This is a genomic window from Streptomyces sp. NPDC048417 (assembly GCF_040651615.1).
GTDB lineage: Bacteria > Actinomycetota > Actinomycetes > Streptomycetales > Streptomycetaceae > Streptomyces.
On the sequence record NZ_JBEZKI010000015.1, the window covers coordinates 145,833 to 158,625 of the forward strand.

Consider the following 12,793-nt stretch of genomic DNA (forward strand, 5'->3'; position numbering starts at 1 on the left):
GGAGGGAGGGGCCGGGCCGTGGGCAGCCTCAGCGTGCGGTATGCCGGGTCGGTCGCCGTCGGGGCGGCCTGCTCGGTGGGTCCCTGCCGGCGGGGAACGGGTACGCGGCTCTGCTTCAGGGGTGGGGCGGGCGCGGCGTGGCCGCGGGAACCGGTCGTGGTGGGTGACCGATGAGGGAACTGGCCGTGGTGGGTGACCGACGAGGGAACTGGTCGTGGTGGGTGACCGATGACGATCGCGGCCTTCTTCGTCTGTCAGGGCCTGACCCATCAGCGGGTCCCGCCCGTGCCACCGCTTCCGCAGCCGAGCCCCAGGCAGATCCCGCCGCGGCCGCCGGTGCCGCCTGTGCCGCCGCGGCCGCCGTCGCCGGTGCCCGTCGCGGCTCCACCGGTGCCGCCGGTACCGCCGTTGGCGCTGCCGGCGCAGATCCCGGCGCAGATTCCGCCCTTGCCGCCGGCGCCGCCCTGGCGGCCCGGCGCGCCGGTCGTACCGGTGCCGCCGTTGGCGCTGCCGTTGCACAGTCCGGCGCAGATCCCGCCCTGGCTGCCGTTGCTCCCGTTGACGGTTGCGTCGCAGTTGCCCGCGCACACCCGGTCGCCGATCCGCACACTGCCGTTGCTCCCCTTGACGTCGCCGAACCGGCCGCTGCCGAACAGGCTGCCGCCGCCCGGTCGGGTGCTGTCAGCGGGAAGCTGCCGGGCGGCCGCGACGGCCGTATGGCTCTGCGGCGCCGGTGCCGCCATCGCGGCCGGCGCGCCGACCGCGATGGCGGCGGTCAGGGCGGTCGAGACCGTGAGACCGAGACGGACCTTCCAAGAACTCATACGCATGGCATCCCTCTTTCCGGAGAGTTATTTCCCGTACTGCGGTTTCCGCTGTATCTAATAAACCCGGTCAAGGCGCTCGTCGTCACGGTCCGGGAATTCGGGGCTTGACAGGAACGCCCCGGCCCGCACGGGGCCGGGGCTTCGGGGAGGATTCTTCAGGAGCTGAAGAGGGAATTGAGTGCTGCCAGTGCGGCCCAGTCCCCGTCGCGGAACTGCTTGTCCCAGGTGTCGAACTCCTTCTCGGAGATCTTGTACTTCTTGATGACGTCGGGCTTCTTCGCCTGCCCGGATTCCACGATCAGCATGATCCGTATCTTGTCCGTTCCCGTGAGATCCGACTTCGGCTTGTCGGGCAGGTCACCGGACGTGAAGCAGCCGAGCCGGCCGGGCTGACCGGGCTCTCCCGGCTGGCCGGGCGCACCGCCCTTGCCGCCTTCCCCGCCCTCCCCCCCTTCCCCGCCCCGGCCGCAGTGGGCGGGGTCGGCCGGGGCCGCGTGGCTGGTGCCTGTGGTGACGTCCGGCGCCGCCTGGGCGGCGCACGCGGTGCCGGTGGCGAGGGCCACCGAGGCCACCGCCAGGATGAGCGGACGCTGCCAGCGAGTTGTGGACATGGGGGGTCTCCGTTTTCCTTGATCGAGGTTGTGGTTCTGCGGGTGCTGCGCCGGCCGCCCGGCTGTGCACACTGGTCGGTGGGGAGCGGGCGTGGTGGCCGGGGCTGGGGGACGGAGACCGCGCGGGCCTCCGTCCCCGACCGGGGCGAGACGGTCAGAAGATGCTGCCGCCGCCGGCGCCACCGCCGCCGCCCAGGCCGCCGAAGAGGACGCCGAGCCCGCCCGCGCCGCCCTTGCCGCCGCTGCCGCCCTGGAAGACACCGAAGCCTCCGTTGCCGCCCTTGCCTCCGTTGCCGCCCTTGAGGATGCCGTCGCCGCCGGTGCCGCCGGAGCCGGCGCTGCCGCCGAACAGGCCGGTGCCGCCGTCACCGCCGATACCTCCGTTGCCGCCGACGACACCGTCACCGCCGCCACCGCCGCCGCCACCACCGCCGCCGGACAGGATGCCGTCGCCGCCCTTTCCGCCCTTGCCGCCGTCGCCGCCGATGCCCAGGACGCTGCCGCCGCCGGAGCCGCCGGAGCCACCGCCACCACCGATGAAGCCGCCGCCTCCGGCACCCCCGTCACCTCCGGCGCCGCCGCCGTGGACGAAGCTCACGACCTGCGCGGCATGCGTCGGGGCGGCCGTCGCGGCGGACGCGGGAAGGGCGATGCCCCCGGTGATGACCGCGGCCGAGGCGGCGAGTGTCGCGAGGCGGAAGCCCCGGCGCTTGGAACGGACGTCGCTGGTGGTGTGAAAAATACGGGTCATGGGTTCTCTCCTGTCGATATGGGGGCTCTTCTTTTTGCCCCGGAAATCCCGGACGATGACCGGCGGACCGCTTTTACCGGACAGCCGTTCGGGACAATTAGCGGTTTCGGTGAAAGAGGGAACCCTCTGTGAGGATTTCCGTCCTGCCGTGTTGCCTCGTTTGTTGTCCGGATTTCCTTTCCGGTGAGGCCCGCACTTCAAGTAGGCCCCGTGAACACCGCACGGTCACGTTCCGAGGGGTCGTGACTTGACCCGGCGGGATGGATCGGGTAAAACCGGGCGCCGTGCGGCGGTCCTGGGACAGCGCTCCGCCTACGTGACGTCCGGTGCGACGTACGTGAGTGGTCGCGGCGGCCCCCGCGATGCCGTCCGCGTCCGTCACCGTCGTACCGTCGGCGGGGCTGCCGGCTGAGGCGCCCCGGAAAAGTTGTGGGCCGCTGTCGATCCGGCCACCTTCCGTTCGACGTCATGATGTGCGGCGCCTCGCCGCACGATGACGCGACAGGACCTGACGAGGAAACACGTGGATCAACTGCTGAGAGTCATGAATTTCTGCGTCTCGGGTGACGGAATCGGTGCCGGTGAGCACCAGAGTCTCGAGCGCCCGTTCGGATACGACCACCCCGAGAGGCTCTTCGCCTGGGCCGGAGCCACGGCGAGCTGGCCCAGGCGCACGGATCCCGGGGGGAGCCGGGGCCTGGACGACTACTTCACGCGCGACTTCGCACGCAATATCGGTGCCGAGATCATGGGCCGCAACAAGTTCGGGCCTCAGCGTGGGCCCTGGCAGGACCATGAGTGGTGCGGCTGGTGGGGGGACGAGCCCCCGTTCCGTACGCCGGTGTTCGTCATGACCCACCACAAGCGTCCGTCGTTCACGCTCTCCGACACCACGTTCCACTTCGTGGGCGGAGACCCGGCCGCGGTCCTCGCACGGGCTCGGGAAGCGGCACAGGGCAAGGACGTCCGGCTCGGCGGCGGGGTCACCACCATCCGGCAGTTCCTTGATGCCGACCTCGTCGACACCATGCATGTGGCGGTCTCGCCGATGAAGCTCGGGTCCGGCCTCCGGCTCTGGGAGTCGCCCGACGAGTTGCTCGACCGGTTCCACTTGGAGGTCGTGCCCAGCCCGAGGGGCGTGCGGCACCACCTGTTCTGGCGAAGGTGACGCGAGGGCCCGCATGGGTTGAGGCCGCGACTGCGAAGGGCGTCCGTCCCGCCGGACGCCCTTCCTGCCGCGGATGCGGGTACGTTCCCTGCTTCGGGCGGCGAGTGCCGCGCGGTGGCGGTCGGGCGGCGGTCGGGCTGCCGCTCTTCCTGGTCCGCCTCGCCGGACCACGCACCTCCGGTGCGTCGGCCGAGGCCGTTCCGCCCGCCGACGGCGCGACCGCGCTCACCGGCGGCGCAAGGCCGCAGGCGCCGCCGCGTGCTCGCGCTGCCCGCCGCGACGGCCGGCCGGTACCCCGGCCGCTTCTCCCACAGCACGCCGAACCGGTCGTACAAGAACGTCCTGGTCTCGGAGGCCGCGGGAGGCCTTGTCGGCGTTGGACCCCGTCATCTGAGGGATCGGTCGGCCGTCGATCTTCTGGGCGATCAGCGCTTTGCCGACCCGCCCTTGGCGTGCAGGCTGCTTCTCCGCACTGTGTCAGGGCGCCCGCCTACTCCTCCTCCTTCGGATCACTCTCACGGGCTGCGATAGGTTGCCCGCCATGAGCGGACTCGGACCCGTCGCCTGGCCTCCTGCCCCGATAAGGACAGAACGGCTCGTGCTCCGCGAGTCCGAGGCCCGCGACCGTACGGCGTTCATCGAGCTGTTCTCATCGCCGGAAGTGCGCACATACCTCGGAGGCCCTCGACCGCGTGACGAACTCGAACGCGCGGTGCCTGAGGTGCCCGGGCGGCGCCCTGGCCTTTTCGTGATCGATCTCGACGGAGCGATGATCGGCACGGTCTCGCTCGATCGGCGCGACGCGGAGCGTCCGGGTCACGTCCTTCCGAATGCCGGGGAGGCCGAACTCGGCTACATGTTCCTGCCCAGGGCGTGGGGATGCGGATACGCCGCCGAGGCGTGCGCGGCGGCACTCGGCTGGTTCGCCGACGTACTCCCCGGCGAGCCGGTGGTGCTGTGCACCCAGAAGGCCAACGACCGCTCGATGCGCCTCGCGCTGAAGCTGGGGTTCGCCGAGGTGGCGAGGTTCGAGGAGTTCGGCGCCGAGCAGTGGTTCGGCGTGTGGTCCGCGGTCACGCCGTCCCGTTGAGCTGGAGTTCAGCCCAGCCCGCAGCGATCAAGTGCAGCGCGAACGCGGTTGAGCCCCTCCACTCTCCAGCGGTCCCGGTCAGGCATTTGGTCGTCACGGCGCCAGCGCCAGGCCGAGAACAACGCCCAGTTCAGGGCGCGGCAGCGCTGAGTCAGGTCGTGGTCAGCTTCCGCATAGTGCTTTCCCGCTTCTTCGGGCGCATGGGAGAGATCGAACTCGATCGGCCCACGGCAGCACGTGGCGAGGTCCACGAAGAGCGGCCCTCTCCTTGTGTTCAGGAGGTTGCCCGGATGCGGCTCGCCGTGCAACAGCTGGTCGCCGGCTTTGTCGATGCTGATCGCGGCGCTCAGACCACCGAGTGTGGAGCTGAGGAGTTCCCGGTCAGAATCGGGTAGCTCGGGGGACCGCTCCCGGTCGTTCACCTCTCTCAGCGCCACGGCGACTCGATCGGTGAAATGCGGTGCGTCCAGATCGATCTGACGCAGGGCGGCATGGTGCCGCCTGAGCGCGTCCGCGTGGTCGGCGGGCGCGATCTCTGACCCCACAGGTGCGTAGTAGGTCCACAGCGAGATGGCGAAGGCATCACGCAAATAGACTCGAGGGGCGACTCGAGGGTCGAGCTCGGCCACCGGAGCGTCGACGTCGGCGAGATGGTGAGCGACCTCTACTTCGAACTCGGAATCAGCCCGATGCCCCGAAGGCGCGACCCGAGCCAGAACATCGCAAGGGGCCAGGCGCAGTGCGACGCGGTCCGAGTTGTGGATGACGACCACATCGTTGACCTGAAGGCCCAGCTCCGAAGCGGTCGCCCGTCCTGCCTCAACTGCGCGGCGGAGTTCCCATGGCTCCATAGCGGCCTCCTTGATCGCTGAGTTCACATACACGTCTGGGAGCAGCTGGGCGGTTTGGTCGGGGTTCTCCTATCCTTCGATTTCGCCGAGCCATTGCTCTTCCTGAGCCCTGAGCCCTGGGCCCTGGGCCCTGAGCCCTGAGCCCTGAGCCCTCTTGCGCCTCAGCAAGAGATCCTTCTCCGACCCGGCGAGCCTCGGCAACACCTTTGGGCTGACCTGGAGCGGTCAGGGCAGGTGCCGGCGAGTCTCTGTCCAGGCGAGGAGTTGATCCCGTATCGGGCTGGGTCGCAGGTGGTCGACAAGCCGGTCCAGATGGGCCGTCAGGTTCTTGTGCCGCCGTAGCTCGCCGATCTGCTCGATCGCGAGGTCGCGCCAGTGAGTGGCGAGAGCACGGGCTTCAGCAGGGGTGAGGGCGAGCGCGGTGACTGTGTCGGCCGCCAGTGTCTCGGGGCTCCAGTCATGATCCTCGTCGTCGGGGCCGAGCTGGTCGATCACCCACATCCGGAGCATGAAGTTGTGCTGAGTCGCTCGTGCTCGATCCCACACACTGTCGCCGGGCAGACGCTGGTTGGCCTGCAATGAAAGCTTGGCCCACTGTCGGCGGGCCTCGGGGGGTTCGTCGGCGCGATAGGCATGGCCCTGCGCGACGACACGTACCGCCTCAAACTGCTGGCCCTGGGCGTTTTCGGTGAACGACCGAAGTCGCTCGATCGTCCAGGTGCTGAGGTCGTTGGTGGGGTTTTCGTGATCGGCGTCGGCGTTCAAAAGTCCTCGTTCCTGGTGGTGGGCATGCCGAGCTCGATGTGGGGACGCCGGTCGACGTGGGCGAGCCTGTCCTTGGCTTCCGCAAGGCTGACACGCAGACCTTCGACTTCGCCGAGCCCCGCTCGCGCTCGGCCTCGGCGATTCGGGCGATGAGACTGTCGCGGATCTCGACCAGCCGGTCGCGCTGGGCAGCGTCGGGCCAGAGCATCGGGCAGCACGCACCCTTCTGTGAACTCGCCGTCGCGCGGTGATCGAGTCAGGAAAGTTCATACTCGCGGTTGAGTTCGTGGTAGGCACGAAAGCCGAAGAAGCGCAGGGCGTCGTTGACTGCTCCAGACTTGATCTCCTGCAAGGTCCAGGGATGGGCGGAACAGTCGTCGGTCGCCACGCCTCCGTGCTCAAGCAACAGTTCGACCAGTTGGTGAACCTCTGCGGTTCCGTCGATCCGTCCGGAGACGTCGAGCTGCACTGCCCACGTGGGACAACGCCCGACGGCCGCTTCGAGGGCCGCCAAGTCGTCGGGACCCCAGCCGGAGAAGAGGTGGCCGGCCTGCTCATCGTCGGCTTCGACGTAGATGTAGAGGTTGCCCTCCGCAGTCCAGGGATCGCGCTGATCGGGCAGGTGTCGAGCATCTGACACAAGCGTGCTCATGAACACAAGGGGACCCGAAGGCGCGTGCACAGTGCGGTCACGACAGGTGGTCGCTCGCGGGCCGGGAACAGGCCCGCGAGCGTGCACGAGATCGTGTCCAAGCTGGCGAAGTCCAGCGAAGGCTGCCGCTCCCTCAGGTAGTCCACGATCAGATCGCGGACCCGCCGGCACTGGATGCGGTAGCGGTCCACAAGCTCCTCGACGCTCAACTGGCCAAGGGCAAGGTCGCCAACCTGATGTCGCGGATGAGTCCACCCTCGCAGGCCAGCAGGGTCGCGATGCGTGTCGCGGTGATCTGGGCGTCCTTGCGCGAGTTCGCCGGCCCGGATTCGGCCAACTGGTGCAGGCGGCGAACCCGTTCGGATCGCCGGGCTGAGCCATGGTTGTCGGCGTACTCGGTGAAGTGCTCAGTCGAGCACAGATGAACGTGCTCAGTTGTCAGAGGCTGTGACTGACGCCCTGTCGGCCCTGATCAAGTCCTTTGCGAGGCTGAACTCGTTCCGCCTATCGTTCGATTCGGCGTCACAGTGGACGCTCAACAGGGCAGTTCCTAAGGCACGGGGGAGCGATCGTCGTGGGTGTCTTTGTCCGGATCAGGGGGTGGTTGGAGTGCGACGACCGGCAGCTTGCCCAGGTCAAGGAGATCGTCGGCTCCGAGGACCCGGATCGGACGTATAGCGGAGGCTGGGGCTTTCCGGCGCGGCAGTACAACTGGACCAACTGGGTTTTCTTCGGCGCTGACATGCGCGAGCAGTCCGTTGACTGGTTTCTGGAACAACTGCGTCTCGTAGCAAGGATTCCTGCCTCCGATGATGACAACGACCTGGTCATCGGCCTCTTCCTCGTCAGCCACGAAGTCCGGGGCATGAGTGAGTGGCAGGTCCGCGATGGGGCTGTAGCGATCGGAAGCGCAAGCGGGGAGTACCAGTACCTCGACGAGTAGAGCCGCCAACCTACTGGCTGCACGACTCAGGCGATCAGGCCGCGTCGGTGTCGCCTTCGATGGCGGCGAGCCGGTTCCTGAGCCGGTAGCTGAGGCCGTTGATGGAGATCACGCGGCAGCCGTGGCGGAGGCGGTCGAGGATCGCAGTGGCGAGGACTGCGAGGACTTCGTCGCCGAAGACCTGGCCCCACTCGCTGAAGGTCTTGTTCGAGGTCAGAATGATCGAGCCTTTTTCGCGGCGCTTGGAGATCACCTGGAAGACCAGGTCGGTCTCGGCTCGTTCCAGGGGCTGGTAGCCCACTTCGTCGACGACGAGGATGCCTGGCCGCAGGTAGATGCCGAGTTCGCTGGTCAGGCGTCCGGCGGCTTCGGCGGCCTCGGCGGCTTTGAGGTTGCGGACCACGCCGTCGAGGCTGGTGAAGTAGATCGAGTAGCCGGCCCGGCAGGCGGCGACCGCGAGCCCGACGGCGACATGCGTCCGTTGCCCTCCCCGTGGCCGACCGGCCGGCGCTCGCGGGCGCGCATGCTGCGGACGGCGGTGCTCGCACTGCGGGTGCCTGACGTCACCTACCCGAACCGGCGGCAGGCACGGCCCGAGACCGCGCCTGCCGCCGGAGAGCCGGCAGGCGAAGGTGATGCCGAAAGCCTGGAGCGCGGGCTTCCAGCGCATGCGTGCTGACGGGCCCGGGCCAGATCGAGAGTGCGCCATCCGGACCACGCGACGTGGAGCAGAAGCTCCACCAGCCCGTCCTCGCATCCGGCCAGCTCGTTGAGGCTGGACGGCGGGCGTCGCTTGGCCGCAGTGCCGGGCGTGGCCGCGGGCGGATCCGCGAAGCGGGCATACACGGCTGAGGCCGGTGGCTCGGTGCGGACTGTGGCTGTTGCTCTCTGGTGAACGACGGTTTCCCCGTGTAGCGTCGCTGCAGATGTCGTGGTTCGCAGTACCTGCCCGCGCCGTGGCGCGGGTGCTTTGCTGTGCAGGGCCGGACCAGGGCGATCAACTCCAGGGCCGCGCGGTGCGGTTCCTGACATGGACTGAGAGGCATCAGCATGGCCAGCGGAACCGTCAAGTGGTTCAACGCCGAAAAGGGCTTCGGTTTCATTCAGCAGGACGGCGGCGGGCCTGACGTCTTCGCGCACTACTCCAACATCAACGCCTCCGGCTTCCGTGAGCTGCAGGAAGGCCAGGCGGTCACCTTCGACATCACCCAGGGTCAGAAGGGCCCGCAGGCGGAGAACATCACGCCTGCCTGACCCCTCGGACATGCGGGGCCCGGAGCAGGTGCTCCGGGCCCGTTCCGTACGGCTCGGGCCCGCATCTCCCTTCCGGAGCCGTGGTGATGACAAACCGCTGCACATCGGGATCGACATCGGGCAGCCTCACCTCGACCCGGGCGGCCTCCACCTGCTGCAGCGCCGTCGATGGTGGCATTCGGGTGGTGCCGGTCTCGCGTCCTCTCACCTGGCATGTCCCGAACTACGCCGCCGCCCACGGCCAACTCTCCGCAGGGCGCCGCCAGCTCACATCATCTGAGTTGCACCGTTGGCTGGACAGACCCTGACCAGGTGCCTCACCCGCCGGAGCCGCCCCAGAAAGGCGCGCGCCGCCGCCCGGCCCTTCGTCGGTGGCGTTTACCGCCACAATCCTGTCTCTTCACTGTGCCCGGTCCGGCTCGGATGCGGAGGCGCCGTTCGGAGGCTCGGGGATCGCGTCCGGTGCGGGGGCGGTCCTGGGTGCCTTGTCTACGGCGTCTGGACTGCGGGGTGGTTTCAGGCGTGGTTCGCCGGCACGGGGCAGCTGCCGCAGGCGGAACTCGTCCGGTTGCTGGGCACGTATGCGGCCCGGGTGATGACGCCGCGCGGATCGACCGCTGTGACCGGCCTGGAGCTGTTGACCGCGCTGCATCCGCCTACCCGCGCCTCCGAGCCGGATGCGACGGGCAAGCGGCATTCCGAGCACAACCCCGGTTCGCTGGGCAAGGACTCGGTGGACTGCGCGCCCTGCGAGGCACCCGACGGGCACCCGATCCTGGCGGACCTGCCGCGCTTCGACCGCCGTACCCCGGCGGAGGTCCTGGTTGAGGAGGCGTACGACGGGGCGCGCCCGCTCACCGACGCCGAATGCCTGCGCCGCAACCTGGTGCGTGAGATCGGCGTGAACATGGCCTTCGCTGCCGGCGGGAACGGCCTGGTGGTCGGCCTTGGCGCGCCGATGCAGGTCAAGAACCCTGTGTTCGATCTGAAACTGCCCGGTTCCTGGCTGGTCGATCTGAGCCATTGTCGACCTGTCCCGTGTGAAGGTCGCCAAGGACTAGTGGGGGGACCTGGACGCCGGGCTGCTGCCCAGTCCGTTCACGTCGAGGGGCGAGCGCCCGCCGGGGCCGGCCTGGTACGCGACGCCGACCGTGGCGTAGGCGGTGGAGCTCGGCTACGACGTCGTGCCGATCGGGGCGTGGGTGCGCCGCGACAACGGGCGTGACCTGGACGGCTGGTACAACCGGTTGCGCGACGCCTGCGTCGCCACGATGGCCGACCTCGGGGTGGGCGCCGATCTGTCGCTGGTGGAGTTCTTGAAGGCGATGGACGGCTACCGTCAGCGCGACCCGGAACTGGCGGTCGTGGTGTCCGCGATGCCTCGACACACACCATGAGCGCCAGCTCTCCGGGGTGCGCCTCGGTCCAGGCACCGGTCGCCGTCAGCCCGTTGAGGCCGGCGTTGCAGCCCATGCCCACCACGTCGAGGCGGGCGCAGTGCCGGCTGATGCCCATCTCCTTGATCAGCAGGGCGGAGAACCCCGGTGTGATGAACCCCGTGGAGGAGACACAGCACAGATAGCGCAGATCACCGAGGTCTTTCCCGGCATCGCGCAGACACCGCTCGACCGCCTCCCGTCCCATCGCCAGCCCCTGCGTGACATGCTTATGCAGCAGCTCTCCCTGGCTTTCTGCTCGTGGCGCGCCGTCCGGACCCGGCGGCGGCAGGGTCAGACCGCGGCGCTCGATGGCGCTGTTGAGGAAGACCGAGCGGATGCGCGGGTCGGTGATGGCGAACAGGTCGAGCAGTTCCCGCTGGGTGTACGTCGTGGCGGGCACGGACGTGCCAACGCCGATGATCCTCGGCGGGCGCCGCGCGGGGGAGTTCACGAGAGGTAGTCCTCGGCCTGGCCCTCGCGGACCGTGTCGAGGGTGAAGCAATGGAAGCCGCCGCCGAACAGCCGCCGGTGGCGGTGGCGCACCGGTACGGGGGTGAAGCCGTGCCGTTCCAGCTCGCGCGCCAGCTCCGGGCAGGCCTCGTTGACCAGCACGGTGTCCGGGGACACGGAGAGCACGTTCAGGTCGATGTAGGGGCTGGTGAGGATGAGGTCGTCATCGTCGTACTGCGGGAAGGTGTTGTGCTCCGGCGTCGGCGGCACGATCAAGTCCCACTTACGCAGAGGTTCGGGGAGCTTCTCGGCGACCTCCGCCGAGCGGACCAGCAGGGTGCCGGGGCGCAGGGCCAGCACCATGCTGTCGATGTGGCTGTCGCTGAGCCGGTGCACCCGGTGGATGCGGAACCGGCCCTCCAGGTGCCGTTCGAGCCAGTCGCAGGCCAGGGCGTGGTTTGCCGTCGAGACGTTGACGACGAGGTCTCGGCCCAGGCGCAGACACTGTGCCCCGTCGAACATCAGCTCAAGTCCGACGTCGTACGGCGACGGCTGGGGGTCCTCGATCGGCTCGGTGGGACCACCGGCCGTCGTGGTGCGGGCGTAGGAAAGGTCGAAGGAGGAGTCGGTCATCAGCGGACTCGGCATGACCGTCCATCGCGCGCCCTGTTCGAAGTACCGCTGGAAGACAGGGGTGAGGAACTGGGTCTCGAAGTACCGCGAGCGGATCATCGGCGGAGTCTCGATGATTTCGTTGCCGACGATCAGCGTGTTGTCGCGGACGTTGAGCGGTGGGACGACGGACGCCGTCCAGGCTGGGGTGCGCACCTCGGCGGTCGCCGCGTCCAGGGGCAGGGGCCGGTGCACGGTCGCCCCCAAAGACTCGAGGGTCTTGACGATGCCGTCGAGGTCCTCGTTCAACTCGTCGACGTATCGCTGCTTGATGGGCTGGCTCGCTCGGTTCCCGCCGTTCGCCGTGAGCCGGGGGTAGTACCACTCGGACCGGGAGGCGTTGTCCTTGGCGATGTTGTCGTGGAAGAAGAGGTCGAAGGAGAGTTCCCGCTCGTGTGAGACGTAATTCTCGGCGGAGCCGACGATCACCTCTTTGAGAGGCGACCACTCGTCGAAGCTGTTCAGACGCATCAGGAGTTCCTTTCAGGAAGAGTGCTTCTCGCCGACGGTCAGGCCGTGTTCGTAGGGGAAGCCGCGTACGGTCGTGATCCGATCGAAGCCGGCGCCCGTCAGCCAGTTCTCATAGTCGACCGCCGGGTAGGCCATGCCCTGGCCGCTGGCCAGGACGTTGAAGTAGAGGCCCAGACGGGCGGAGAAGACGCCGTCGGTCTCGTCGTCCGAGACGTTGTAGCCGTAGACGAACACCTTCCCGCCCGGGGGAAGTGCGTCGTACGCCTTGCGCATCAGCCTGGAGATCTGCTCGGGCGAGAAGATCTCCAGGACGTGGCTGAAGAGCACTGCGTCGGCGCCCGTCGGAAAGGCGTCCTCGAAGATGTCGCCGGGGTGCAGGGTCACCCGGTCGGTGTGGTCACTTGCGAGACGGGAGACGGTGGGCAGGTCGAAGACGGTCGCCGTCAGCTCCGGGTGGCGCTCGGCGAGCCGGAACGAGGTGGTGCCGTCGTCGCCGCCGACGTCCAGCAGGTGTCCTACGGACGCGAACTCGGGACGGGCCACGAGGGCGTCGAGGGAGCGCAGCGTGAACGCGGTCATGGCCCGGTGGAAGACCTCCTCCAGCTGCGGCTGGTGGGCCAGGCGCTGGTAGAGGGTGGTACCGGTGCGCGGGTAGGCGTCCAGGGCCGTGTTGGTGCCGGCCTTCAGTGCTGTCGTCAGCTGCGCGAACGCCGGGTAGTAGACCTCCTTCCAGCCCACCAGGATGTGCCCCCAGCTGTCGGCCTCGTCCGACGCCAACAGGTCTTGTGCGGTGGCCGAGTTGACGTAACCGCCGTCCTCGGTGCGCCGCAGCAGGCCCGTGGCGCACAC

At 68.7% G+C, this 12,793-nt stretch carries 13 protein-coding genes and 3 pseudogenes; 5 read left to right on the top strand and 11 right to left on the bottom strand.

The genetic code is table 11. The features are described from left to right. Positions 1–269 precede the first annotated feature (269 nt). The 3 genes from AB0D59_RS24210 to AB0D59_RS24220 all read right to left on the bottom strand — a co-directional run bounded on the left by AB0D59_RS24210 (position 270) and on the right by AB0D59_RS24220 (position 2,189). The gene (locus AB0D59_RS24210) at positions 270–824 is read right to left on the bottom strand and encodes a hypothetical protein (protein ID WP_362568869.1); all 555 of its coding nucleotides are present in this window, start codon (positions 822–824) and stop codon (positions 270–272) included. Positions 825–982: 158 nt separating this feature from the next. Then, positions 983–1,438, bottom strand: coding sequence for a DUF1153 domain-containing protein (locus AB0D59_RS24215; RefSeq protein WP_362568872.1), 456 nt, complete (start codon positions 1,436–1,438; stop codon positions 983–985). Between the two features lie 154 nt (positions 1,439–1,592). Beyond that, entirely contained in the window at positions 1,593–2,189 is a 597-nt protein-coding gene (locus tag AB0D59_RS24220; RefSeq protein WP_362568874.1) for a hypothetical protein, read from the bottom strand. Positions 2,190–2,712: 523 nt separating this feature from the next. Here AB0D59_RS24220 and AB0D59_RS24225 point away from each other — a divergent pair. Next, on the top strand, positions 2,713–3,357 hold the full coding sequence (locus AB0D59_RS24225) for a dihydrofolate reductase family protein (protein WP_362568877.1): 645 nt from the start codon (positions 2,713–2,715) through the stop codon (positions 3,355–3,357). 541 nt (positions 3,358–3,898) lie between these two features. Beyond that, positions 3,899–4,447: a GNAT family N-acetyltransferase gene (locus AB0D59_RS24230; protein WP_362568880.1), complete on the top strand. Its 549-nt coding sequence runs from the start codon at positions 3,899–3,901 to the stop codon at positions 4,445–4,447. Positions 4,448–4,455: 8 nt separating this feature from the next. On the opposite strand, the gene AB0D59_RS24235 is transcribed toward AB0D59_RS24230, so the two are convergent. From AB0D59_RS24235 to AB0D59_RS24250, 4 genes are all read right to left on the bottom strand, one after another. After that, positions 4,456–5,298: an aminoglycoside phosphotransferase family protein gene (locus AB0D59_RS24235; protein WP_362568883.1), complete on the bottom strand. Its 843-nt coding sequence runs from the start codon at positions 5,296–5,298 to the stop codon at positions 4,456–4,458. Between the two features lie 225 nt (positions 5,299–5,523). Continuing rightward, positions 5,524–6,063 carry a hypothetical protein gene (locus AB0D59_RS24240; RefSeq protein WP_362568886.1) on the bottom strand — a complete coding sequence of 180 codons (540 nt, stop codon included), beginning with the start codon at positions 6,061–6,063 and terminating at the stop codon, positions 5,524–5,526. Positions 6,064–6,319: 256 nt separating this feature from the next. Next, positions 6,320–6,715 carry a hypothetical protein gene (locus AB0D59_RS24245; protein ID WP_362568889.1) on the bottom strand — a complete coding sequence of 132 codons (396 nt, stop codon included), beginning with the start codon at positions 6,713–6,715 and terminating at the stop codon, positions 6,320–6,322. Continuing rightward, positions 6,712–6,924, bottom strand: a complete 213-nt coding sequence (locus AB0D59_RS24250; RefSeq protein WP_362568892.1) for a hypothetical protein — start codon at positions 6,922–6,924, stop codon at positions 6,712–6,714. Before AB0D59_RS24250 ends, AB0D59_RS24245 begins: the two co-directional genes overlap by 4 nt. 365 nt (positions 6,925–7,289) lie before the next feature. Between AB0D59_RS24250 and AB0D59_RS24255 the strand changes: the two genes are divergently transcribed. Then, the gene (locus AB0D59_RS24255) at positions 7,290–7,658 is read left to right on the top strand and encodes a hypothetical protein (RefSeq protein WP_362568894.1); all 369 of its coding nucleotides are present in this window, start codon (positions 7,290–7,292) and stop codon (positions 7,656–7,658) included. Positions 7,659–7,692: 34 nt separating this feature from the next. Here the strand turns inward: AB0D59_RS24255 and AB0D59_RS24260 are convergent. Beyond that, positions 7,693–8,154 (bottom strand): annotated as a pseudogene (locus AB0D59_RS24260) (ATP-binding protein); the annotation flags it as partial. 554 nt (positions 8,155–8,708) lie between these two features. Between AB0D59_RS24260 and AB0D59_RS24265 the strand changes: the two are divergent. Both AB0D59_RS24265 and AB0D59_RS24270 read left to right on the top strand, forming a co-directional pair. Further along, positions 8,709–8,912 (top strand): cold-shock protein, encoded by a 204-nt coding sequence (locus AB0D59_RS24265; RefSeq protein ID WP_069934205.1) that lies wholly within the window; start codon positions 8,709–8,711, stop codon positions 8,910–8,912. A gap of 538 nt (positions 8,913–9,450) precedes the next feature. Next, positions 9,451–10,291, top strand: a pseudogene (locus AB0D59_RS24270) (transcriptional regulator); the annotation flags it as partial. On the opposite strand, the pseudogene AB0D59_RS24275 reads toward AB0D59_RS24270, so the two are convergent. The 3 genes and pseudogenes from AB0D59_RS24275 to AB0D59_RS24285 all read right to left on the bottom strand — a co-directional run. Then, positions 10,290–10,802: pseudogene (locus AB0D59_RS24275) on the bottom strand (type III polyketide synthase); the annotation flags it as partial. The pseudogenes AB0D59_RS24270 and AB0D59_RS24275 overlap by 2 nt on opposite strands. Further along, positions 10,799–11,944, bottom strand: coding sequence for a glycine amidinotransferase (locus AB0D59_RS24280; protein ID WP_362568898.1), 1,146 nt, complete (start codon positions 11,942–11,944; stop codon positions 10,799–10,801). The pseudogene AB0D59_RS24275 and the gene AB0D59_RS24280, both read right to left, overlap by 4 nt. A 12-nt stretch (positions 11,945–11,956) precedes the next feature. Then, complete coding sequence (locus AB0D59_RS24285; RefSeq protein WP_362568901.1) at positions 11,957–12,793, bottom strand: methyltransferase; 837 nt, start codon at positions 12,791–12,793, stop codon at positions 11,957–11,959.

Excerpts from the sequence above, each read along its gene's own strand:
- AB0D59_RS24245 (WP_362568889.1), bottom strand. The coding sequence starts at position 6,715 with ATGAGCACGCTTGTGTCAGATGCTCGACACCTGCCCGATCAGCGCGAT.
- AB0D59_RS24235 (WP_362568883.1), bottom strand. The coding sequence starts at position 5,298 with ATGGAGCCATGGGAACTCCGCCGCGCAGTTGAGGCAGGACGGGCGACC.
- AB0D59_RS24215 (WP_362568872.1), bottom strand. The coding sequence starts at position 1,438 with ATGTCCACAACTCGCTGGCAGCGTCCGCTCATCCTGGCGGTGGCCTCG.
- AB0D59_RS24210 (WP_362568869.1), bottom strand. The coding sequence starts at position 824 with ATGAGTTCTTGGAAGGTCCGTCTCGGTCTCACGGTCTCGACCGCCCTG.
- AB0D59_RS24230 (WP_362568880.1), top strand. The coding sequence starts at position 3,899 with ATGAGCGGACTCGGACCCGTCGCCTGGCCTCCTGCCCCGATAAGGACA.
- AB0D59_RS24265 (WP_069934205.1), top strand. The coding sequence starts at position 8,709 with ATGGCCAGCGGAACCGTCAAGTGGTTCAACGCCGAAAAGGGCTTCGGT.
- AB0D59_RS24280 (WP_362568898.1), bottom strand. The coding sequence starts at position 11,944 with ATGCGTCTGAACAGCTTCGACGAGTGGTCGCCTCTCAAAGAGGTGATC.
- AB0D59_RS24220 (WP_362568874.1), bottom strand. The coding sequence starts at position 2,189 with ATGACCCGTATTTTTCACACCACCAGCGACGTCCGTTCCAAGCGCCGG.